This window comes from Pseudorhizobium flavum (genome assembly GCF_044142885.1).
GTDB lineage: Bacteria > Pseudomonadota > Alphaproteobacteria > Rhizobiales > Rhizobiaceae > Neorhizobium > Neorhizobium flavum.
This window is the reverse complement of sequence record NZ_JBIOKZ010000002.1, coordinates 104,889-125,770: the sequence shown is the minus strand read 5'-3', so window position 1 is coordinate 125,770 and position 20,882 is coordinate 104,889. Positions and strand designations below refer to the sequence as shown.

At 63.2% G+C, this 20,882-nt stretch carries 19 protein-coding genes; 11 read left to right on the top strand and 8 right to left on the bottom strand.

All coding sequences use genetic code 11. From position 1 onward, the window contains the following. Positions 1–141 precede the first annotated feature (141 nt). A complete protein-coding gene (locus ACEPP2_RS04110) occupies positions 142–1,143 on the top strand; it encodes an extensin-like domain-containing protein (RefSeq protein WP_395515873.1) in 1,002 nt (333 codons plus the stop codon). Between the two features lie 120 nt (positions 1,144–1,263). On the opposite strand, the gene ACEPP2_RS04105 is transcribed toward ACEPP2_RS04110, so the two are convergent. Together ACEPP2_RS04105 and ACEPP2_RS04100 are read right to left on the bottom strand one after the other, a co-directional pair. After that, positions 1,264–2,175: a bifunctional GNAT family N-acetyltransferase/nucleoside diphosphate kinase regulator gene (locus ACEPP2_RS04105; RefSeq protein WP_395515872.1), complete on the bottom strand. Its 912-nt coding sequence runs from the start codon at positions 2,173–2,175 to the stop codon at positions 1,264–1,266. Positions 2,176–2,401: 226 nt separating this feature from the next. Continuing rightward, positions 2,402–4,096 carry a formate--tetrahydrofolate ligase gene (locus ACEPP2_RS04100; protein ID WP_395515871.1) on the bottom strand — a complete coding sequence of 565 codons (1,695 nt, stop codon included), beginning with the start codon at positions 4,094–4,096 and terminating at the stop codon, positions 2,402–2,404. 149 nt (positions 4,097–4,245) lie between these two features. Here ACEPP2_RS04100 and ACEPP2_RS04095 point away from each other — a divergent pair, with 149 nt between their 5' ends. Continuing rightward, on the top strand, positions 4,246–5,841 hold the full coding sequence (locus tag ACEPP2_RS04095; RefSeq protein ID WP_395515870.1) for a DUF2235 domain-containing protein: 1,596 nt from the start codon (positions 4,246–4,248) through the stop codon (positions 5,839–5,841). 41 nt (positions 5,842–5,882) lie between these two features. Here the strand turns inward: ACEPP2_RS04095 and ACEPP2_RS04090 are convergent, their stop codons facing one another. Beyond that, positions 5,883–8,114, bottom strand: a complete 2,232-nt coding sequence (locus tag ACEPP2_RS04090; protein WP_395515869.1) for a TonB-dependent hemoglobin/transferrin/lactoferrin family receptor — start codon at positions 8,112–8,114, stop codon at positions 5,883–5,885. 342 nt (positions 8,115–8,456) lie between these two features. On the opposite strand from ACEPP2_RS04090, the gene ACEPP2_RS04085 reads away from it, so the two are divergent. Continuing rightward, complete coding sequence (locus ACEPP2_RS04085; RefSeq protein ID WP_395515868.1) at positions 8,457–9,182, top strand: helix-turn-helix transcriptional regulator; 726 nt, start codon at positions 8,457–8,459, stop codon at positions 9,180–9,182. Positions 9,183–9,253: 71 nt separating this feature from the next. On the opposite strand, the gene ACEPP2_RS04080 is transcribed toward ACEPP2_RS04085, so the two are convergent. The 4 genes from ACEPP2_RS04080 to ACEPP2_RS04065 all read right to left on the bottom strand — a co-directional run bounded on the left by ACEPP2_RS04080 (position 9,254) and on the right by ACEPP2_RS04065 (position 12,490). After that, the gene (locus tag ACEPP2_RS04080; RefSeq protein ID WP_395515867.1) at positions 9,254–10,396 is read right to left on the bottom strand and encodes a DUF2333 family protein; all 1,143 of its coding nucleotides are present in this window, start codon (positions 10,394–10,396) and stop codon (positions 9,254–9,256) included. Further along, positions 10,389–11,324 carry a hypothetical protein gene (locus ACEPP2_RS04075; protein WP_077546780.1) on the bottom strand — a complete coding sequence of 312 codons (936 nt, stop codon included), beginning with the start codon at positions 11,322–11,324 and terminating at the stop codon, positions 10,389–10,391. Before ACEPP2_RS04075 ends, ACEPP2_RS04080 begins: the two co-directional genes overlap by 8 nt. A 43-nt stretch (positions 11,325–11,367) precedes the next feature. Further along, a complete protein-coding gene (locus ACEPP2_RS04070; protein WP_052638940.1) occupies positions 11,368–11,820 on the bottom strand; it encodes a pseudoazurin in 453 nt (150 codons plus the stop codon). Between the two features lie 79 nt (positions 11,821–11,899). Next, positions 11,900–12,490 carry a thymidine kinase gene (locus ACEPP2_RS04065; protein WP_052638941.1) on the bottom strand — a complete coding sequence of 197 codons (591 nt, stop codon included), beginning with the start codon at positions 12,488–12,490 and terminating at the stop codon, positions 11,900–11,902. A 203-nt stretch (positions 12,491–12,693) separates the two neighbouring features. Here ACEPP2_RS04065 and ACEPP2_RS04060 point away from each other — a divergent pair, with 203 nt between their 5' ends. From ACEPP2_RS04060 to ACEPP2_RS04025, 8 genes are all read left to right on the top strand, one after another. Beyond that, a complete protein-coding gene (locus ACEPP2_RS04060) occupies positions 12,694–13,629 on the top strand; it encodes a choline ABC transporter substrate-binding protein (RefSeq protein ID WP_235864201.1) in 936 nt (311 codons plus the stop codon). A 74-nt stretch (positions 13,630–13,703) separates the two neighbouring features. Continuing rightward, positions 13,704–14,564, top strand: coding sequence for a choline ABC transporter permease subunit (gene choW / locus ACEPP2_RS04055; protein ID WP_395515866.1), 861 nt, complete (start codon positions 13,704–13,706; stop codon positions 14,562–14,564). Next, complete coding sequence (gene choV, locus ACEPP2_RS04050; protein ID WP_395515865.1) at positions 14,561–15,619, top strand: choline ABC transporter ATP-binding protein; 1,059 nt, start codon at positions 14,561–14,563, stop codon at positions 15,617–15,619. The genes choW and choV overlap by 4 nt, the downstream gene beginning before the upstream one ends. After that, positions 15,616–16,386, top strand: a complete 771-nt coding sequence (locus ACEPP2_RS04045; protein WP_395515864.1) for a HugZ family pyridoxamine 5'-phosphate oxidase — start codon at positions 15,616–15,618, stop codon at positions 16,384–16,386. The genes choV and ACEPP2_RS04045 overlap by 4 nt, the downstream gene beginning before the upstream one ends. A 94-nt stretch (positions 16,387–16,480) precedes the next feature. Next, positions 16,481–16,801, top strand: a complete 321-nt coding sequence (locus ACEPP2_RS04040; RefSeq protein WP_077546785.1) for an ArsR/SmtB family transcription factor — start codon at positions 16,481–16,483, stop codon at positions 16,799–16,801. 172 nt (positions 16,802–16,973) lie between these two features. Then, complete coding sequence (locus tag ACEPP2_RS04035; RefSeq protein ID WP_395515863.1) at positions 16,974–18,302, top strand: aspartate aminotransferase family protein; 1,329 nt, start codon at positions 16,974–16,976, stop codon at positions 18,300–18,302. Between the two features lie 200 nt (positions 18,303–18,502). Next, positions 18,503–19,315, top strand: a complete 813-nt coding sequence (locus ACEPP2_RS04030; protein WP_395515862.1) for a cyclase family protein — start codon at positions 18,503–18,505, stop codon at positions 19,313–19,315. Positions 19,316–19,326: 11 nt separating this feature from the next. Continuing rightward, a complete protein-coding gene (locus tag ACEPP2_RS04025) occupies positions 19,327–19,737 on the top strand; it encodes a carboxymuconolactone decarboxylase family protein (RefSeq protein WP_077546788.1) in 411 nt (136 codons plus the stop codon). A gap of 90 nt (positions 19,738–19,827) precedes the next feature. Here the strand turns inward: ACEPP2_RS04025 and ACEPP2_RS04020 are convergent, their stop codons facing one another. After that, positions 19,828–20,820 carry a sodium-dependent bicarbonate transport family permease gene (locus tag ACEPP2_RS04020; protein WP_077546789.1) on the bottom strand — a complete coding sequence of 331 codons (993 nt, stop codon included), beginning with the start codon at positions 20,818–20,820 and terminating at the stop codon, positions 19,828–19,830. Between the last annotated feature and the right edge of the window lie 62 nt (positions 20,821–20,882).

Below are 20,882 nucleotides of genomic sequence, written 5' to 3'. Positions count from 1 at the left end.
ACCACCAGTTACCGATGTTCATCGAATTGATCATGCGCGAAGAAATACAGCGGGTCTCGTTTCTCCGCAAGCGGATTTCTAGCGGGTGAGACCAAATCCGGTTTCGAGCGTTGGCTATGGCCGATCCACGGAGCCTGCCCCATGCTGCGTCCCGCCCTCGTCCTCCTCCTGGCCCTGCCCCTTCTGGCCGCCGCCGCCTTGCCGCGTAACGGCCCCATGCCCGTACCGAAACCTGCGGTCGAGGTGGATAGGCAGGATAAGGCGGCGGAACCGGAAACACCGGCCGAGGCACCTCCGCCGGGTGCCGCGGCTGTTCCGACGCCCGAACCGAAGCCGGAGACGCAAGCGCCTGCCGCACCGTCCCCGGCTCCGGAAGAACCCTCGGAAGCCCGATCCGCTGGGTCGCCACCCGAAGAAGCCCCAGGCGGAAGGAGCCCGCCCGCGACCGCCGACCGGAAGGAGGCCGAGGCCGAACCAGCCACGGAAAAGCCAGAGATCGAAACGGAGCAGAAGGGAGAGGAGTCCAAAGAGCCGGCAAAGGAGCCAAGGGAGCCGCCACCCGCTCCTCCACCGCCGATCGACACGGAAGACCCTAAGGCCCTGAAGGCCTGCCTCGCCGATCTCGCAGCCTTGGGGACGAAGTTTGAAACGCGCACCCGCATCGACGGCGGCGAAGGCTGCGGCATAGACCAGCCGCTCGAGGTGGCGGAGGTCCTGCCCGGTATCGACACTGGCGGCGCGCAGATGCGCTGCGAAACCGCCCGCGCCCTCGCCCACTGGCTGAAGGATACCGTCAATCCGGCGCTGAACGTCGCACTGCCGGGACGGAAAATCGCCGGCCTCACCACCGGTTCCACCTATGCCTGCCGGCTGCGAAACGGCGCCGCGGAGGGCAAGATCTCAGAGCACGCCCGCGGAAACGCCATCGACATCGCCGCCTTCCGGCTGGACGACGGCACGGAGATCACCATGAAGCCACGCGCCGAGGACGGCACGATGGAAGGCGCCTTCCAGCGCACCGCCTCAGCCGGCGCCTGCCTGCATTTCTCGACCGTCCTCTCCCCCGGCAGCGACGCCGCCCACCAGGACCACCTGCATCTCGACGTGCTGGAGCGGGAGAACGGTTACCGGTACTGCAGGTGATGAGACGAGATTGCGAGGTCCGTTCTGCATCAAAGACGGACAGCAGCCGCGAATGGCGCCGCGACGACTTTGAGTAGATATAAATGGCGACCAACCCAGCAGGCGATCTACACAGCGCGGCTAGAGATGAAGATCGCCCGACGATTCCGGCTGGTAGACCACCTTCTCGATCCGGATGCGGCGCGTTCGGTCCGTCACCATCCAGTCGATGGCGTCACCTTCCTGATAGCCCAGGATGGCGGTACCGATATCGGAGAGGATCGACAGTTTTCGGGCGCGGCTGTCGGCATCTTGCGGATAGACGAGAGTGACGTCCTCCTGCTCGTCGTCAAGATGCAGGAGGACTCTCGAATTCATGGTCACGACATCACGGGCAACGCGCTGAGGCTCGACGACGATGGCGCGCTCGATCTCGTGCTCGAGGTCGGCCCTCGGCATCTCTTCCTCAAACGCCATCAGGCTTTGGAGGCGCGCCTTGTCGATCTCAGTCACATAGATCTCGGGAGAACCTGCCATGGCGCCGTCGCGCAGAAGCTGGCGATAGCGGCCAGCGCTCATCGCCAAGGAATTGAGCGTAGGCGTTTCGCGTTGAAGATGAAAGCCGCAGCGCTCGAAGCCCCTCAGCGAGCGCGTGTTGTTCGGGTGGATCTTGGCGACGACATTTTCGGCGCGCATGTCGAGGAAGGCGAGCTTCAGGCCCTCCCGGATGGTGCTCCCGCCCAGCCCTTGCCCCCAGTTGTCGTGCTCGCCGACGACCAGGACGATTTCACAATCGGCGCCGCTCTTGACGAGCCGCACGAAGCCGACCGGGCGATCGCTTCGGTCGTAGGCCATGAAGAAGCGACCACCCTGATTGAACAGATGCGTCAGGATCGGCATCTGAGCCCGATCGACAGCCTGTTCGATGAACCGGGAAACGCTGCTGGAATCGCTCAGGTAGCGCGTGACCCGTTCGTCTTCCATCCAGTTCATCAGGGTGAATGCGTGCGCCCGGGTGATTTCCGGACGCAGCGAAATAAAAGGCTTGTTCATCTTCGCCACCTTTGGTCGCAAGAATGAAAGCCTGTCACAGTGTGTGTACCGTGCTGGTTCTTTCGGGGGAGTGCTGAAAATAGGAAAGCCCGCCGTAGCACAAATCCACCCGCGATGGCCAGCGGAGAAGCGCATCCTCATATGCCGCCGGCGCAAGCTGCCTTGCTGTGCTTCCCTCCTCTGTCCGCAATCCGCCCGCGGCTACCGCCACAGTTGAATCCCTAGGTTAGAAAAGCCCCTCTATGTACCCGTCCTGATTCAGGAAAATCCGTTCCGCCGAGGGTGAACTCGGCAGGCCGGGCATGGTCATGATCTCGCCGGTGATGGCGACAACGAAGCCGGCACCGGCGGCAAGCCGCACCTCGCGCACGGGCACCACATGCCCTTCGGGCGCGCCGCGCAGGTTCGGGTCGGTGGAGAAGGAGTATTGCGTCTTCGCCATACAGACCGGCAGGTGGCCGTAGCCCGCCGCCTCCCAGGCCTTCAACTGGTCGCGTACCGCCTTGTCGGCCGTCACCTCGCCGGCGTGGTAGATCTTCGACGCCACCGTCTCGATCTTCTCCATCAGCGGCATGTCGTCCGAGTAGAGCGGCCGGAAGTCCGCCTGCCCACTGTCAGCGAGTTCTGCTACGCGCTCCGCCAGTTCCGTAATACCCGCTCCGCCTTCGGCCCAGTGGCGGCAGACGATCGCATCGGCGCCGTGGCGCGCGACATAATCCTGCAGCGCCGCCACCTCCGCGTCCGTGTCGCTGGTAAAATGGTTGATCGCCACGACCACCGGCACGCCGAAGCGACGGACATTGGCAATGTGCCGGCCGAGATTGGCGCAGCCACGGGTCAGTGCCGCCACATCCTCCTGCCCCAGGTCTTCCTTCTTCACACCCCCGTTCATCTTCAGCGCCCGGACGGTGGCGACGATCACGGCGGCCGAGGGCGTCAGTCCCGCCTTACGGCACTTGATGTCGAAGAACTTCTCCGCGCCCAGATCGGCGCCAAAACCCGCTTCCGTCACCACATAGTCTGCAAGCTTCAGCGCCGTCTTGGTGGCGATCACCGAATTGCAGCCATGGGCGATGTTGGCGAAGGGCCCGCCATGCACGAAGGCCGGATTGTTCTCCAGCGTCTGCACCAAGTTCGGCTGCATGGCGTCCTTGAGCAGCACCGCCATCGCCCCGTCCGCCTTCAGGTCGCGCGCGAAGACCGGCGTCTTGTCGCGGCGGTAGGCGACGATGATCGATCCCAGCCGCCGCTCCAGGTCGTCGAAATCCTCCGCCAGGCAGAGGATCGCCATCACCTCAGAGGCGACGGTGATGTCGAAGCCGCATTCGCGAGGAAAGCCGTTTGCCACGCCGCCCAGCGCGCCCACCATCTGGCGCAGCGACCGGTCGTTCATGTCCATCGCCCGCCGCCAGGTGATCCGCCGCACGTCGATGTCGAGCGCATTGCCCCAGTAGACATGGTTGTCGATCATCGCCGCGAGCAGGTTGTGCGCGGAGGTGATGGCGTGGAAGTCGCCGGTGAAGTGGAGGTTGATCTCCTCCATCGGGATCACCTGTGCGTGGCCACCGCCGGCGGCACCACCCTTCATGCCGAAGGACGGACCGAGCGAGGGCTCGCGGATGCACACCACCGCCCTGCGGCCGATGCGGTTGAGCCCGTCGACGAGACCGACCGTGGTGGTCGTCTTGCCCTCCCCGGCCGGTGTGGGATTGATGGCCGTGACGAGGATCAGCCTGCCATCCGGCCGCTCGCCCAGCGAGCGGATGAAGCCGGGCCCGACCTTCGCCTTGTCGTGCCCGTAGGGCGCCAGCTCCTCCGGCGGGATTCCAAGTACCGCCCCCACCTCCAGGACCGGCTTCTTCCGCGCCACCCGCGCGATTTCGATGTCAGACTGCATTGCCAATCTCGTTCCCCGTGGCATCTCGCCGCCGAATTGGCCACAGAGCCTGCAGCATGGCAAGCTCCCCTTGTAGTCGTATGCAAGTCCGAGTTCTACTTCCTGGTGTATTTGCCCTTGATTGTTACCTATGGATGCAGTTAGTCTTGTCCAGCGGCCCTGGAGGGATATCGATGAACATCATCGTTTGCTGCGACGGCACCTGGAATACACCCAATGATCTTGAAAACGGCGTTCCGAGCCCCACCAACGTGGTGAAGCTCTACAATGCCCTGGCACCTAAGGATCCGGACGGTGCGCCACAGAAGTCCTACTATCATCCAGGCGTAGGGAGCGAAGGCAACTGGCGCGACCGAATTCTGGGCGGCAGCACCGGAAAGGGCCTAAACCGGAATATCAAGAACGCTTATTGCTGGCTGGCAGGCACCTATCAGCCTGGCGACAAGATCTGGCTGTTTGGCTTCAGCCGGGGCGCCTATACCGCCCGCAGTCTTGGAGGCATGATCTCTCGATGCGGCCTGCTGGACCTCTCGACCTATGACGACGACGCCCGCAGAATTTGGGACGCCGTGGACGAGGTATTCGAGATCTATCGAATGAAGCCGGAACAACCCCCTGTTTCAAGCGACAGGCTCCACTTCCACAATGCGAACCTCGGCGAGCCGGGAGCGAAGAAGACGCCCATCCGGTTCATTGGCGTATGGGATACGGTGGGCTCACTTGGCATCCCTGATGACCTCGGAATACTCAACCTCCTCGATTTCCGCGGCAGACACGAATTTCACGACGCCGGACTAAGCACGATCGTAGCGACAGCGCGCCACGCGTTGGCGATTGATGAAATGCGTCAGAATTTCATTCCCACGCTATGGACCTTGGAGCCTGGGCAGCAGGCCGACTTGAAGCAGGTTTGGTTCGCCGGTGCCCACGGCGACGTCGGTGGCGGCTATGCCCATGCCGGACTGTCTGACATTGCGCTGAAATGGATGATCGATGAAGCGAGAGAGGAAGGCTTGGAGTTTCGCCCGGATCTGGACACGCAGATCAACCCGCACCACCACGGCGTGCTGCACAATTCGGTCTCCGGCTTTTTCCGTCGACTGAAGACCCGTCCAAGATCATTTCCGCTGCTTTCTGCCGACAACAAGGGCACTCTGGTGCATGAGAGTGTCCTTGCGCGGCGGGATGACCCGCCTCTGCTTCAAGGCGAGTATCGCACGCTCAACTGGGACGGGCGGGCACCCGGCTCCTGCAGGGTGCGTGTCTATGCCAAGCCGCACTGGAACTGGACCGGCATCTACCTCCGAGCAGGAACGACGTACAAGCTAAGCGCGGAAGGGGAGTGGCTGGACAAGAGCGTGCGGGCGGGCCCAGACGGTGTTGGCCTCGGGATATACCCTTTGGGAAGGCTCGCTCATCTCCTTGGCACCTTGATCGGCTTGGTCGAGCGAGGCTTCGGTGCCTTGATCGGCAACCACAGAATGGATGCGCCTGGCAGCCGCCGACACGAGGACCTTCCGTGGTTTTCGCTGGTCGGATTGGTTGCGAATGATCAGAAGCCGGCGCGTCACGCTGGGTCACGGATACCGCCATTTCCCCACGAGACCTTCCTGATCGGCAGCGAAAGGCATTTCACCCCGACCGAGGACGGCTATCTCTACTGCTTCGCCAATGACGCCTGGCAATGCTACAACAACAACCATGGCAGCGTCCGGTTGACTGTTTCGGCCGGCGCCCCGGCAGACGGGGCCAGTTCAGGAACGGAATAGGCGGCGCTGTTCCCTGCGCCGCCCGCGTCCCGCGCGAGCCCTCAGAACCGCTGGGTCAGCGAGATCCTGAACGTCCGTCCCGGTTCCGAATAGTACTCCTCGTTGGCCGCCGTGATCGTCGTGTAGTCCTTCGTGTTCAAGGCGTCGTAGTAGGTCCGGTCGAAGAGATTGTAGACGCCTGCCTGGATGCGAAGGCCCTTCACCTGTTCCGGCTCCCACCATCCGGTGAGATCGAAGATGCCGTAGCCCGGCGCCTTGAAGCTGGCGGCGGATTGGTCGTCAACGCCCTCGACGCCCGTCCATAACAGGTCGACGCCCCATGCCTCGGTCTCATAGCCGACGCCGATGATCCCCTTCAAAGGCGGCACGGACGCCAGCAACTGATCGGTCTCGAGGTTCGTGCCCCGCGCATAGGCGAGGCCGGCACGCATGTTGAAGCCGTTGTCGAAACGCTTGTGAGCGGCAAGCTCGATGCCGTAAATCTCGGCGCGCGAGACGTTGACCGGCGTCTGGACGAACATGTAGCCGGCGCTCGGATCGATCCCGCGGGCAATCTGCTCCGCCGCCGTCAGGTTGCGGTTCTCGATGAAGTTCTTGTAGCGGGTATAGAAGAACGTCAGGCTGCCGCCGAAGTCGCTGTCCCCGAAGCGCGCACCGACATCGAAGCCGTTGCTGGTTTCCGGCTCGAGATAAGGATTGCCCGTCCGCAGATAGGTGCCCGGCGCACCGAATGTCATGTAGAGCTCGCTTGCGGTCGGGGAACGGAAGCCCATGGCCCACTGTCCGAAGAGCGTGAACGTGTCGGACAGCTCATACTCCGCCAGGAGCTTCGGAGACCATGCGTCGCCGCTGGAGCCGGGGGGAGTGTCCGGCTTCATCGCGTTGCCGAGATAGGCCGCGGTCGCCTGCGGGTCATGATCGAACCAGTCGTAGCGGAGAGCGGGGGTGAGCGTGAAACCGCTGTCGCCGAAGCTCATGCGGTCCTGCACGTAGAAGCTCATTCGCTTGCTGTCGACATCGGGCATGTCCGCCTGGTTGGTGTGCAGGTTGCCGCAAGCCCCGTAGACGCCGGTATAGGGCGGTGATGCCGGGCAGGAATCGACGCCTGCCGAATACTGCTCCGCCCGCGAGATGAAGATGTCGGTGCCGAAGGTCAGCACATGGCTGACGCCGCCCGTCTCGAAGCCGCTGTCGAAGAAGCCGTTGAAGCCGAATCCGCTCTCCTCGATGTCGTTCCAGCGCTTGTAGACCCCCGGCACACTCGTCCAGCGGATGGAATCCTGGCTGTCCTGGCGCAATTGCCGCTGCCAGTAGAGTGTGGCCTCCGCCGCGTCGATAAGGCCATCGGAACTTGGAGCCTCGTAGAAGTAATCCAGCGAAACGCGGTCGCGTTCGTTGAGCTGCCCGTTGGAATGGTTGCCCGGCCGATAATTTCCCGTCAGCGTCTGGTCGCGGCGAAGATCGGTATCCTTCTCGAACCGGAACCGTTCTGCCGTCAGGCCGAAGACATGGCCCAACTCGGTGTCCTGCCGCAGCTTGAACAGGAGGTTGTGCTGGTCGTAGTCCGCCGGATTGGGCTCCGTGCGCGTTGCGCCATTGCCGCCGACATCCCCCTTGTTGTCCCGCTCATGGCCCGTCTTGTACGAGCCGAGGAACAAGGCCGAGGTGTTTTCCACCCGCTTGGCCACCGCGGCACCGCCGTACCAGCTGTTGTCCATGCTGTCGTAACCGGTCCCGACCTTGCCGCCCCAGTCGCGGCCTTCGCCGATCAGGTCCTCCGGCTCGAGCGTTCGCAGCACAAGGGCTCCGCCAAGTCCGCCATCGCCGATTCGGCTGGAATCGGCTCCGCGCACGACATCGACGGATGTCAGTGCAAAGAAGTCGAAGCTCTCGGCCCCGCCGGCGGTGCTGCGGGCAGTGTCCTGAAGATAGGTCAGCGGCACGCCGTCGATGACGGTGGCGACGCGGTTGCCTTCAAGTCCGCGAATGTTGAGGGAGTTCGTCGTCCCGCGGCTGTAGTTCACGCCAGGCTCCAGGCTCCGCCCGAGATCCTCAATGCTCTGGACCTGCTTCTTCTCGATCTCCTCCTCGGTCGTCTGTGAGGCCAGCGGGGTGTTGACGATATCGCCGGCCTTCACCCGCTTGCCCTTCAGTACGATCGTCTGGAGCGCCGTCGCATCTGGCGGGAGGCCCTGCGCCGCAGCGGACAGCGGCGACAATGCCGCGATGGCGGTGCAGGTAAGAAGGAAGCATCGGGTGGCGCGGATATTCATCTTGTTCCCCTGTGGCGGGCACGCACCATCATCGGCGCGCAAAGGCACGCCGCTGGTGGAAGCGGTCCGGTTTGACGATCACAATGGCGGGCGGCAGGCTCTGCCGTGACTTCGCCATCTAAAAAACATGAATTATGGAGTCAAGATAAAAAGTGGATGAAGTTTGTCATGTTTGATGTTAGGTCGCTGGCGGGATGTCGGGTGTATCCCCTGAACCAAAGTCAGATTGCCAGATGCATACAGACCCGCTAAGTAGCTAAAATCTGACGAACTATCGTAAACGGGTGGAAGGGGCGCCCTGATATGTCAGCGGTATTGGAACCTACCTCACGGACCATGGCAGTGCCCTCAGCAGCAGTCGAGAGACAGGTAGCGCTCAGCAGCGCGATTGCCGCGGCCGCTACGCGCTCCGAAGTCCTGACCGCCATGGAGGATGCGGCTGAAGCCTTCGGTTTCGCCCATGTCACCCTGATGGCGAAGCCGGGTGACGACGACGAATACATGTCACGGCTGATCATCCAGACGACCCTGCCGGAAGACTTCGTGCGCCAGTTCGATCGCAATCGCTTCCTCGTCGCCTGTCCGGTCATGCCGACGCTGTTCGAAACCATGCTGCCCCAGGCCTGGACATTGGAAGGTCTCGAGCGGGATGGAATCGTGCCGGCGCCGATCACCCGGCTGATGCGCCGCTTCAGCCTGTTCACGACAGTCGTCATGCCCCTCCATAGCTTCGACGGCGCCCGCTTCCTGCTCCGCTTTGACGGCAAGCGGCCATCCCTGCGCCAGTCCGAGATCAACGAATTCGCCGTGATCTCCCTGCATGCCTTCGAGGTGTTCGACAGGATCCGGCGCACCGAGGAGATCGCCATCCCCCGCCCTCTTTCCATGCGCGAACTGGAAGTCGTGCGCTGGACGGCACAGGGAAAGACCTCGGTGGAGATCGGTCGCATCCTTTCGCTCTCCGATCATACGATCAACGCGCACCTGACGAACGCCATCAAGAAGCTCGACTGCGTCAACCGCACCCAACTCGTCGCCAAGGCGATCCGCCTCGGCCTTATCCCCTGACCTGCCCGAGAGCATTTCCAGCAAAAGTGTGAAGCGGTTTCGCGTAGGGAAGTGCGAAAAGACAAAGCGTCTTAGCGGTCGAGCACCGATCGCACTTCCACCAGGTTGGAGCGCACCCGCAGGATATAGAAGCCCATGGTCGCCAGATGCGTCGGCATGATCCAGCCGTCCTCGCGGCCGTTGGAGATGATTGCCGGCTGGATGCGCAGCGCCGACCGGAACTGCGAAAGCGTCTCGGCCCATAGCGGCCCGAGATTGCGCTCGCGGATCACCTGCGAGAAGTCGGCGCCCGCTGCGGACAGGACGGCATAGTAGCCGTAGAGCTGGCCATAGGCGAACCAGTACCGATCGTCCGCGCGCGTGTCGAACCAGCCGCCGTTGTAGTTTTCCGAGCGCTCGCGCAGGATTGCTGATGTGCTGCCGAGATCATTGGCAATCCGGTCGACAAACTGCACCAGATTGTCGGCACGGCTGTCGAAGGTGGAGCGGCAGGCGGCAAGGTCGGTGTTGAACTTGCGGAAACTGTCGATCGCCGCCCGGTAGTAGCTCGGCGTCGGCGTCTTCGGTCCGAACGGGCTGAGCCCGAAATACCAGGAATACTCGTCGAACTGCAGGTTGTTGCGGGCGTCCTGCAGGTCGTTGTTGATGCCGGAGGTGCCGCGCACGCGCGCCAGCGTGTCGACGAGCTCGACCGAGGTCCGCCGCACCGCCTGGTTCACGCCGCGCTGGAATGACGCCTTGTTGTCGAGAAATGACGTATGGTCCCAGTCGATCCCGAACAGGCCCAGCCGGTAGAGCAGCATGGAGGAAATCCATGCATTCTGGTTGACGTTGACGTCGGTGAGGTCGGCGACAACGTCCACGATGGCGGACGACTGGCACTGCGCCCCGCCGGCCGACGGTGCATCCGTCGCCGCCGGCGTCGGAGCGGGGATCTCCTGCCCGGCCGGCACTGTACGTTCGGACAGCCGGTATTCCTCGACGAAATCCGGATCGAACCTGCTCCACACCTGGGTCTGCCAGAAGAAATAGCCATAGAGCCCGACGAACAGGACCAGCAGCGCCAGAAGCGGGCCCTTGATGATCCAGCTGCGACCGGAATACCAGCCGTGAGCGGCCATGAAGGGCCAGACCAGCCAGGCGACCAGCAGGCCGATACCACGGCCGAGCGCCGCAAAGGCACGCTGGAAAAAACGCACGATCGGGTCAAGCATGGTGTACCTCCGGCTCCAGGGGCCTGCCGTGCCCGGCTCGCTCCGCCGGGCTCCTGTTCATCGCAAATCGCTCGCTAAAACGAGCATCGATCTTCTGCTTTCGTCGGTCGATCTCGACGCTGGAAAGCATGTCCTTCTCGCGAAGGCCCATCAGCGGCGCCAGGTGTGGCAAGACCGGCCATTCCTGCCGGACCAGCAGTTCCGGATTGTCCGGCGAAAGCACGTCCTTCAGGAGGATCGCGCGTTCCGCTTCGATCGCCAGCTTGTTGAGCAGGATATTGGCGTCATTGACCTGGCGGTTGAGTTCGATGGTCAGGTCCTGGATGGACTGCAACCGGGTTTCCACCTCGACCGCCGTCCCGGTGATAGGCTCACCCTGCGCCGCCCCATGCTCCGCCAGCCTGTCCGCCAGCATCGCCCGGTGTCCGCTGAGGTCGATCAGATCCGCCTCCACCGAATGCCTCACCGCAACGAGCCGCTCCCGGTAGGTGATGAGCAGCGACTGCAGGACATCGAGATCGGCAAGTACCGTGCTCAATTCGTCCGCCGGCACTTTCGCAGGTCTGGTCCAGCGGAGAGAAAACAGGGAAACGAGCGCGATCCACACACGCTCCTTGAGTGTACGCTGCGGCTCGTCTTCCAGCGGCGCCATGGCGGCGTCTATGCGGGTAGAGAGTGCGCTGAGCTTCGCAGCGATGCGAGGGCCGGTCGAAGACCATCCGTCTGCCAGCGTTCCCGCAGAACCAGGCAGCGGGTCGTCCAATGCCGGAATCGCTCTGGCGCGCGCGATCGTTGAGACGGCCTGAGCCGCCTGCGCGATCACCCCCTCCAGTTCAGCCAGCTCTGACTGGAGTGCCTCCAGCTCGCTTCGGCTGCGATCCGCCCTTCCCATTCCGTCCACCGCAAATCCATAAAAAAAGGCCACCATGGACTTATACCATGGTGGCCCGATGTAAAGCGGCAGGCTCTTGTCAGAGGCCGAGTTCCGCAATAGCGGCGTCGACGCGCTCGCGGGCCTTCTTAGGCAGCTTACCGGTCTTCACGGCGTCGAGGTTGGCCGGAGCGCCGTCACCGACGACAACCACCGCAACCATGCCCATGCCGAGGTGCGGCGTGCACTTCACGACATAGGCGCCTTCCTTGTCGAGCGTGACGGAGAACTCCTGGTTCATCTTGCCCTTGAACTCTTCGGCGCCGTCCGGGATCATCCCCTTCATCGCGGCGGCATCATGCCCCTTGTCGGTAGGAACGAACTTGATCGTGTCTCCGGGCGCTGCCTTGATGGCGGCGGGCTCGAATACCATTGCCTGACCGTCGCTGCCCTTGTTGAGCATCTTCACTTCGATCTCCGCACCGAGCGCCGGGAACGACAAGATGGCGAGGCTGGTGGCGAGGACGAAGGCGGTCTTTGCAGTCTTGAACATTTTCAATCTCCTGAGGTGAGCCTTGGGAGGCGTCGAGGACCTTAATAGGGTGATCCGCCCCCTCCCTCTTTGACGAAGATCAAGTATCTTCACCGTAGCGGATTTTCTCTTCCCAGTGCCGCCGGCAGAAGGAGACGTATTTCTCGTTGCCGCCTACGTCGACTTGGGCCCCCTCGCGAACGACCTGACCTTCTTCGTCCAGCCGCGCCACCATCGTCGCCTTGCGGCCGCAGAAACAGATCGTGCGGACCTCCCGCAATTCGTCAGCGATCGCCAGCAGTTCCTGCGATCCGGGGAAGAGCTTGCCCTGGAAGTCCGTCCGCAGCCCATAGGCCATGACCGGAATGCCGAGCCGGTCCGAGACCCGCGCCAACTGCCACACCTGCTCCGGCGCCAGGAACTGCGCTTCGTCGATGAACACACAGGCGACGGTCTCCTCGCCGTGCATGCGCTCGACCAGTGCGAACAGGTCGTCGGCCGCCTCGAAGGGAATGGCATCGGCACCAAGCCCGATGCGCGAGGCGACGCGCCCGACGCCGGCTCGGCTGTCGAGCGCAGCGGTGAGGATCAGCGTCCGCATCCCCCGCTCCTGGTAGTTATAGGAAGCCTGCAGGAGCAGCGTGGACTTGCCGGCGTTCATCGACGCATAGTGAAAATAGAGTTTTGCCATGCCTGCTCTTCTCCTCCGCATCGGCGTGCGGGAAAAGTCCACAGAAAGCTGAAACCACAGAAAACCGTAGGGAGGGAGGGCGCGACGAGCAGTATCTGCTTGCTCCGGAGAGGACGATCCCGGCGGGCCAGCTTGCCTCGACTTCCCATATACTTATAAATGGCCGGGAACAAAGACAGGGAGCGCCAACCATGAACCATCCGATGAAGATCCTGCTTGCCGGAGCCGTATCGCTGCTGGTCCTGACCCAGGTAGGCCATGCAGCGGAGCCCGAATCCTGCGGGACGGTCCGTTTCTCCGACGTCGGATGGACCGACATCACGGCCACCACGGCCACGGCCTCGGTCATCCTTGAAGCACTCGGCTATGAGACCGACATCAAGGTTCTCTCGGTTCCGGTCACCTACAGCTCGCTCAAGAACAAGGACATCGACGTCTTCCTCGGCAACTGGATGCCGACCATGGAGGCCGATATCGCTCCCTATCGCGCAGACAAGTCCGTTGAATCCTACGGCCCCAACCTGACGGGTGCAAAATACACCCTGGCGACCAACGCTAAGGGCGCCGAACTCGGCATTAAGGATTTCAAGGACATCGCGGCACACAGCGATGAGCTGGGCGGCAAGATCTATGCCATCGAACCCGGCAATGACGGCAATCGCCTGATCCTCGGCATGGTCGAGAACGACACTTTCGGGCTCAAGGATTTCGAAGTCGTCGAATCCTCCGAGCAGGGAATGCTGGCGCAGGTGGCGCGGGCAGACAAGGCGGGAGAGCCCGTCGTCTTTCTCGGATGGGAACCGCATCCGATGAACGCCAACTTCGATCTCACCTATCTCACGGGCGGCGACGACATCTTCGGCCCGAACCTGGGTGGTGCGGAGATCTTCACCAACCTGCGCGCCGGTTATGCCGAGGAGTGCCCCAATGTCGGCGCCTTCGTGAAGAACCTGAAGTTCACGCTGGCGATGGAAAACGAGATCATGAGCGCCATCCTTGATGACGGGGAGGACGCCGAAGATGCCGCCAAGGATTGGCTTAAGGCCAATCCCGACGCAATCACTCCCTGGCTCGCAGGCGTGACCACAAAGGACGGCGGCGACGCTGCGGCTGCGGTGAAGGCTGAACTCGGCCTCTGACGATCTTCCGCGGGTCGTCGCGGCGGCCCGCTCTCCATTTCTCGCGCAACACTTACGGAAGGGGCAAGCATCGCGTGACCTGGCTTCCCGAATGGCTCGTGGACGACGACGGTCAGTTACGTCTCGGCACGTGGGCGAAACAGTTCGTCGACTGGCTGACCAACAACGGCGCCTGGTTCTTCGACTGGCTGTCGAGCGTGCTTGCTACCGTCATCGATGCGCTGCTCTACGTGCTCCAGACCCCCCATCCACTGGTGATTGTCGCCGCCATGACAGCGCTGTCCTGGTGGTTTCGCCGTTCGATCGGCATCGCGCTCTTCACGGTTCTCGGCCTGCTTCTCATCATCAACCAAGGCTATTGGGAGGAAACCACCGAGACGCTTGCTCTCGTCGTGGCCGCAACCACGGTGAGCATGCTTGTCGGCGTGCCGCTCGGCATCATCGCCGCCCGCCGCGAATGGATCTACCAGGTCATGCGCCCGGTCCTCGACCTGATGCAGACCATCCCGACCTTCGTCTACCTGATTCCCGCACTCATCCTCTTCGGGCTCGGCATGGTGCCCGGCCTCATCGCAACGGTAATCTTCGCCATCCCAGCCCCAATCCGCCTCACCCGGCTCGGCATCGTCTCGACCCCTGAAGCACTTACCGAGGCCGCCATCGCCTTCGGTGCAACCCCGGGCCAGGTGCTCCGCAAGGTGGAATTGCCCTACGCCATGCCGCAGATCATGGCCGGCCTGACGCAGACCATCATGCTGTCGCTATCCATGGTGGTGATCGCCGCCCTCGTCGGCGCCAACGGTTTGGGCGTCCCCGTCGTGCGCGCTCTCAACACTGTGAATATCGCCCGCGGCTTCGAGGCCGGTCTGTGCATCGTTATCCTGGCGATCATCCTCGACCGGATGTTCCGCCCCGCCTCCGGAGACGCCACGTGACCGACGCAGTCGTCTTCAGGAACATCGACATCGTCTTCGGCGAAAAGCCGCAACGCATCCTCGAACTGATCGACCAGGGCATGAGCCGGGACGAGATCAGCGAAAAGACGGGGATCGTCGTTGGCGTGGCCGATGCCTCGCTGTCGGTGAAGGAGGGGGAGATCCTCGTCCTCATGGGCCTCTCCGGCTCAGGCAAGTCCACCCTCCTCCGCGCCGTCAACGGGCTCGCCCCCGTGGCGCGCGGCGAAGTGGAGGTGGCGACGCCCGAAGGGCCGATCGACCCGTACCGTGCCAACGCCAAGACGCTTCGCCGACTCCGCACCCATACGGTGTCGATGGTCTTCCAGCAATTCGGCCTCCTGCCATGGCGCACGGTCGAGGAGAATGTCGGCTTCGGCCTGGAACTCGCAGGCGTCCGGGAAGCGGAGCGCCGCAAGCGCGTCGCCGAGCAGCTCGAACTGGTCAACCTCGACCAATGGGCGGACCGCAGGGTCGGTGAGCTTTCCGGGGGCATGCAGCAGCGTGTCGGTCTCGCCCGCGCCTTTGCCACCGGCGCACCGATCCTTTTGATGGACGAGCCATTCTCGGCCCTTGACCCCTTGATCCGCACCCGCCTGCAGGACGAACTCCTCGGGTTCCAGCGGCGGCTGAAGAAGACGATCCTCTTCGTCAGCCACGACCTCGACGAGGCCTTCCGCATCGGCAACCGCATCGCCATCATGGATGGAGGCCGCATCATCCAGTGCGGGACACCACAGGAGATCGTCCGCGCCCCCGCCAACCAGTATGTCGCGGACTTTGTCCAGAACATGAACCCGATCGCCATGCTGACCGCCGGGGATGTCATGCGACCGGGCGTTGCCGAAACCCGATCGGGCAACGGCGTGACCGCCACCGCCCCCCGGGAGACCCCCCTCGTCGATATTCTCGACGCGCTGGCACGCCAGCCGGGCGTGGTCGGCGTGGTCGAGAAGGGTATGGTGATCGGCACGATCTCAGCCGACGACGTCATCCATGGGCTGACCCGGCACCGGCACAGGGATGACGCGACATGACCGACAAGACCGACAAGCCGGCAGTCCTGCGTGAGACCGACGAGGAGGCGCGGCGCCTCGCCCGCACCCTGGTTCGCGGCGCCCGGCACATGGCTCTGGCAGTCATCGATCCCGAAACCGGCTTCCCGTCCGCCAGCCGCGCGCTGACGGCAACCGATCTCGACGGCACCCCGGTCATCCTCGCCTCCTCGCTCTCGACCCACACGAAGGCCCTGCTGGCGGATCCCCGCTGCTCGCTCCTTGCAGGAGAACTCGGCAAGGGCGATCCCCTGGCGCATCCGCGCATCACGCTGCAATGCCGCGCCGCCTCCGTTCCTCGCGGCGATGAGGTTCATGACCGCCTCCGGCAACGCTTTCTCGACCGCCACCCCAAGGCGTCCCTCTACATCGACTTCCCCGACTTCCGGTTCTTCCGCGTCGAACCGCAATCTGCCTCGCTGAACGGCGGCTTCGGTCGCGCCTACGCTCTGCCCGGTAGCGACCTCGTGATGCCCGTTCCGATCGATGTCGCCGAATGGCAGGTGCTGCAGGCAAAATTGCGGGGGATGCAGGAACTTGCCGCGACAGTGGCCGAGGCGATCTCGGCGCCGAAATCCGCGAAATCGCGTTTCGCCGGAGCCGATCCGGCCGGTTTCGACCTCGTTTCGGGGGATTTACAGGTCCGATATGAGTTCGATAGGCCGGTTTCGTCGCCGGAAGCCGCGTTTACAACGATTTCAAAAATTGCGGAAACGGGCCCACGAAGTGGTTCCCGACCCGAAATTTAGGGATATACAAGGCTCGTTTACAATTGTTAATCTTTGGCTTTCCAGTTCAAGGGCATTATTGAAGCGTTCCCGCTTCGAGGGGAAATGAAGACTTATGGATACGCTGCCACTTTCCGAGCATTCGCTCGCCGCCGCCGGTTTGCTTTCTGCCATGGCAAACCCGAAGCGCCTGATGATCCTTTGCTGCCTCGTCAAGGGAGAAGTCGCGGTCGGTGCGCTGGCGGTTCGCGTCGGATTGAGCCAGTCGGCTCTCTCTCAACATCTGTCGAAGCTGCGGGCACAGAAGCTCGTCAAGACGCGTCGTGACGCGCAGACGATCTATTATTCCTGCTCGTCGCCGGCCGTGCTGAAGATCCTCGAATCGCTCGAAGACATCTACTGCAAGCCGCTTCAGGCGAAGTTCGCAGCCGCCTGATGATAGCGCTGACATGACGACACACAGGGGCGTTTTGAAGCGCCGCCTGTGCCTCGCTTTCGCTTGACGCCACTCGCTGATGCGCACGTCGCCACGCTTGACGGCGCAACGCCCCCTGATAATTTGACCACGTAGTCAAAAAAGCCGGCCTCTGCCGGACGGGGAGCATGTCATGTCCAATCGCCTCAACACCACGCCGAACGATCTTCGCGCGTTCTGGATGCCGTTCACGGCAAACCGCCAGTTCAAGAAGGAGCCGCGCCTCTTCGTCGGTGCAAAGGATATGCACTATACGACGCATGACGGGCGCGAGGTTCTCGATGCGACGGCCGGCCTCTGGTGCGTCAATGCCGGCCACTGCCGGCCTAAGATCACCGAGGCGATTCGCGAACAGGCAGGCGAACTGGATTATGCTCCCGCCTTCCAGCTCGGTCATCCGAAGGCTTTCGAGCTTGCCAACCGGCTGGTGGACATCGCACCGGATGGCCTGAACCACGTCCTCTACACCAATTCCGGCTCCGAGTCGGTTGACACCGCCCTCAAGGTCGCCCTCGCCTATCATCGCGTGAAGGGCAACGGCTCGCGCTTCCGCCTGATCGGCCGCGAGCGCGGCTATCACGGTGTCAACTTCGGCGGCATCTCCGTCGGCGGCATCGTCGCCAACCGCAAGATGTTCGGCACGCTGCTGACCGGCGTCGACCACATGCCGCACACCCACCAGCCGGGGAAGAATGCCTTCACCCGCGGCGAGCCCGAGCACGGTGGCGACCTCGCCTCCGAGCTGGAGCGCATCGTCATCCTGCATGATGCTTCGACCATCGCCGCTGTCATCGTCGAACCGGTGGCCGGCTCCACCGGCGTCCTCATCCCGCCGAAGGGCTACCTGCAGAAGCTCCGCGATATCTGCACGAAGCACGGCATCCTGCTGATCTTCGACGAAGTCATCACCGGTTTCGGCCGCATGGGAACGCCGTTTGCCGCGCAATACTACGGCGTCACGCCCGACATCATGACGACCGCCAAGGGCCTCACCAACGGGGTCATCCCGATGGGTGCCGTTCTCGTCAGCTCCGAGATCCACGACGCCTTCATGAGTGGCCCGGAGCACATGATCGAGTTCTTCCACGGCTACACCTATTCGGGCAATCCGATTGCCGCCGCCGCCGGCCTCGCAACGCTGGAAACCTATAAGGAGGAAGGCCTCTTCGACCGGGCGCGCGACATGGCGCCTTACTGGGAGGATGGACTGCATTCGCTGAAGGACCTGCCGAACGTCATCGACATTCGCAATATCGGCATGATCGGCGCGATTGAACTCGATCCGATCGCCGGCGAGCCCACCAAGCGCGCCTTCTCCGCCTTCCTCAAGGCCTACGAGAACGGCCTCTTGATCCGCACCACCGGCGACATCATCGCCATGTCTCCGCCGCTGATCGCCGAGAAGCACCATATCGACGAGATCTTCGGCAAGCTGCGCGAGATCCTGAAGTCAAACATCTGACCCGTCTCTCCCGGCATCCGTTCGGATGCCGGCCCAAGGTCTGCGCCATCGAGAAGCCCTCCGGGGCCTCTTTTCATTTTTGGTCCCCACCTGAGGAATCTCTTCCTCCCTCTGCGCACGCCTTCGTCGAGATGGCCTTGCTCCCCGGCGGTTCTGGATTACTCTCAGGCGGCGCAAAGCCTAAGAAGAGGGGAATTCCAATGTGCAATCACTGCGTCATCGAAAACGTGAAGCGAAACATGCTGTCGCGCCGATCGCTGTTCAAGGGAGCAGCCTTCGCCGGGGCTGCCGCCATGGTCGCGACGACCACGCCACGCGAGGCCCTCGCCCAGCCCGCCAGCAAGGTCGTCGACCTCACCCATGCCTATGATTCGACATTCCCGACCTTCGATGGCAACCCGGGGATCGAGTATGAATGGGCCGTCGAATTCGCCCAAAACGGCTACCAGCTACACAAGCTGACCATCTTCGAACACACCGGCACGCATATCGACGCTCCCTTCCATTTCAGCGCCGACGGCACCAGCGTCGACCAGATCGAGCCGGAAAAACTCGTGGCGCCGCTCGTGATCGTGGACATCACGGATCGGGCAAAGGAAGAGGCCAACACCGCGGTGGAGGCCGCCGATATCGAAGCCTGGATCAGTGCCAATGGCGACATCCCGGCAGGGGCTATCGTCGCCCTGCGCTCGGGTTGGGCGACGAAGGTCAAGGAGGCCTCCTTCCGCAACGATGCCGAGGGCAATTTTGCCTTCCCCGGCTTTGGCAAATCGGCGACTGACCTCTTGCTGACGCTCGACGTCGTGGCCATCGGCGTCGATACCCTGTCGATCGACCCCGGCAATTCGGCAGACTTCGCCGTCCACAACTCATGGCTGCCCGCCGGCCGCTACGGCATCGAGGCGCTGGCCAATCTCGAAGAGCTTCCGGTCAAGGGCGCGACGATCGTCGTTGGCGCGCCGAAGCATAGGGGCGGCACCGGCGGCCCGGCTCGCGTCCTGGCGCTGATCTAGAGGATGATACGATGGCCGTCGTTTCCCTGCTGAATGACGAAGAGGCGAGCGCTGAAGCGCTCGCCGTCTTCAACGATATCCGCGAGGCGCGCGGCACCGACTATGTCAACAATTTCTGGCGAGCGCTTGCCCATGACCCCGCCCAGCTCAAGTCGGTCTGGGACAGGATCCAGTCCGTCATGGCTCCCGGTGCGCTCGATCCGCTGGTGAAGGAACTCATCTATGTCGCCGTCTCCACCGCCAATGGCTGCGGCTACTGTGTTCACTCGCACACCGCATCCGCAAGGGCCAAGGGCATGACGCCGGACATGCATGCAGAGCTGCTGGCGGTCGTCGCCATGGCGAGCCAGACAAATGCCCTGGCGACGGCGCTCGGCGTACCGGTCGATGCGCGTTTCGACCCTGAGCAGACGAAGGGCTGACGAGACACCGGCATCCGGAAGAGCAACATCTGAACAAAGCATCCTGAATCCTGAAAGAGCGGCCGCTGGGCCGCCCGCTCCGCTTCGTTCTCAGGCGCCGAGGCTTGCCAGCTGGACGTAGATCGGCAGGCCAGCAACGAGGTTGAACGGGAATGTCAGCCCCAGCGACAGGCTGAGATAGATCTCCGGCCGTGCATCAGGTGCCGCGATCCGCATCGCGGCGGGTACGGCGATATAGGACGCGCTGGCTGCGAGCGTGACGAGAAGCGCCGTGTTTCCTACCGATAGTCCGGCAGCCAATGCCGGCACCAGCGCAAGCGAAGCACCGATGAGCGGCATGGCCAGCGCAAACCCGAGAAGGCCCGGGGACAGGAGCCGCCACTCCTTGCGGATGCCGCTTCCCGCCACGGCACCGAGGTCCAGGAGGAAGAGGCAGAGCACGCCGCGGAACGGGTCGATGACGAAGCCGGAAAGCTCGCCCAGCCCCTTCTCCCCGGTCACTGCGCCGATGGCGAAGGCGCCGATCAGGATGACGATGGTGACGTTGAGCATGACATCCCGTAGCGCCGCCTTCTGCCGGCTCTGCGCCATCTCCGGATCGGCTCCCGGCATCGGATGGCGCAGGATCAGCCACAGCGCCGTCAGGATCGCCGGGGCTTCCATGGCCGCGGCCACCGCCACCATTCCGCCGTCGAAGCCTATCCCGAGCCGCGTCAGCGCGTCGCTGCCGGCCACGAAGGTGACGATCGAGATCGAGCCATAATGGGCAGCGATCGCGGCACGGTCCCGCGGCCCGAGCCTGGTCATGGCGCCGAGCATGACGTGGCCCAGCAGCGGCATGCTAGCCGATAGGAGGATACCTATACCAAGTGCTGCAAGGATTTGCGGGCTGAGGCCGTGGGCGCTGACGGAGACTCCGCCCTTGAAGCCGATCGCCAGCATCAGGTAGAGCGCCATCATCTTGCCCACCCCTCCAGGCAACGCGAGATGTCCCCCGGCGAGTGTGGCAAAGAAGCCGAGTGCGAAGAAGAGGACGGGCGCCGAGAGAAGGTTCTGGGCGGCCAGATCGAGGTAGAGATCCATGGGTGAGCTCGCGCGAAAGGCCGCGCTGCATCGCCCGCCGGAATCATCCGTCAGGCGCAGCC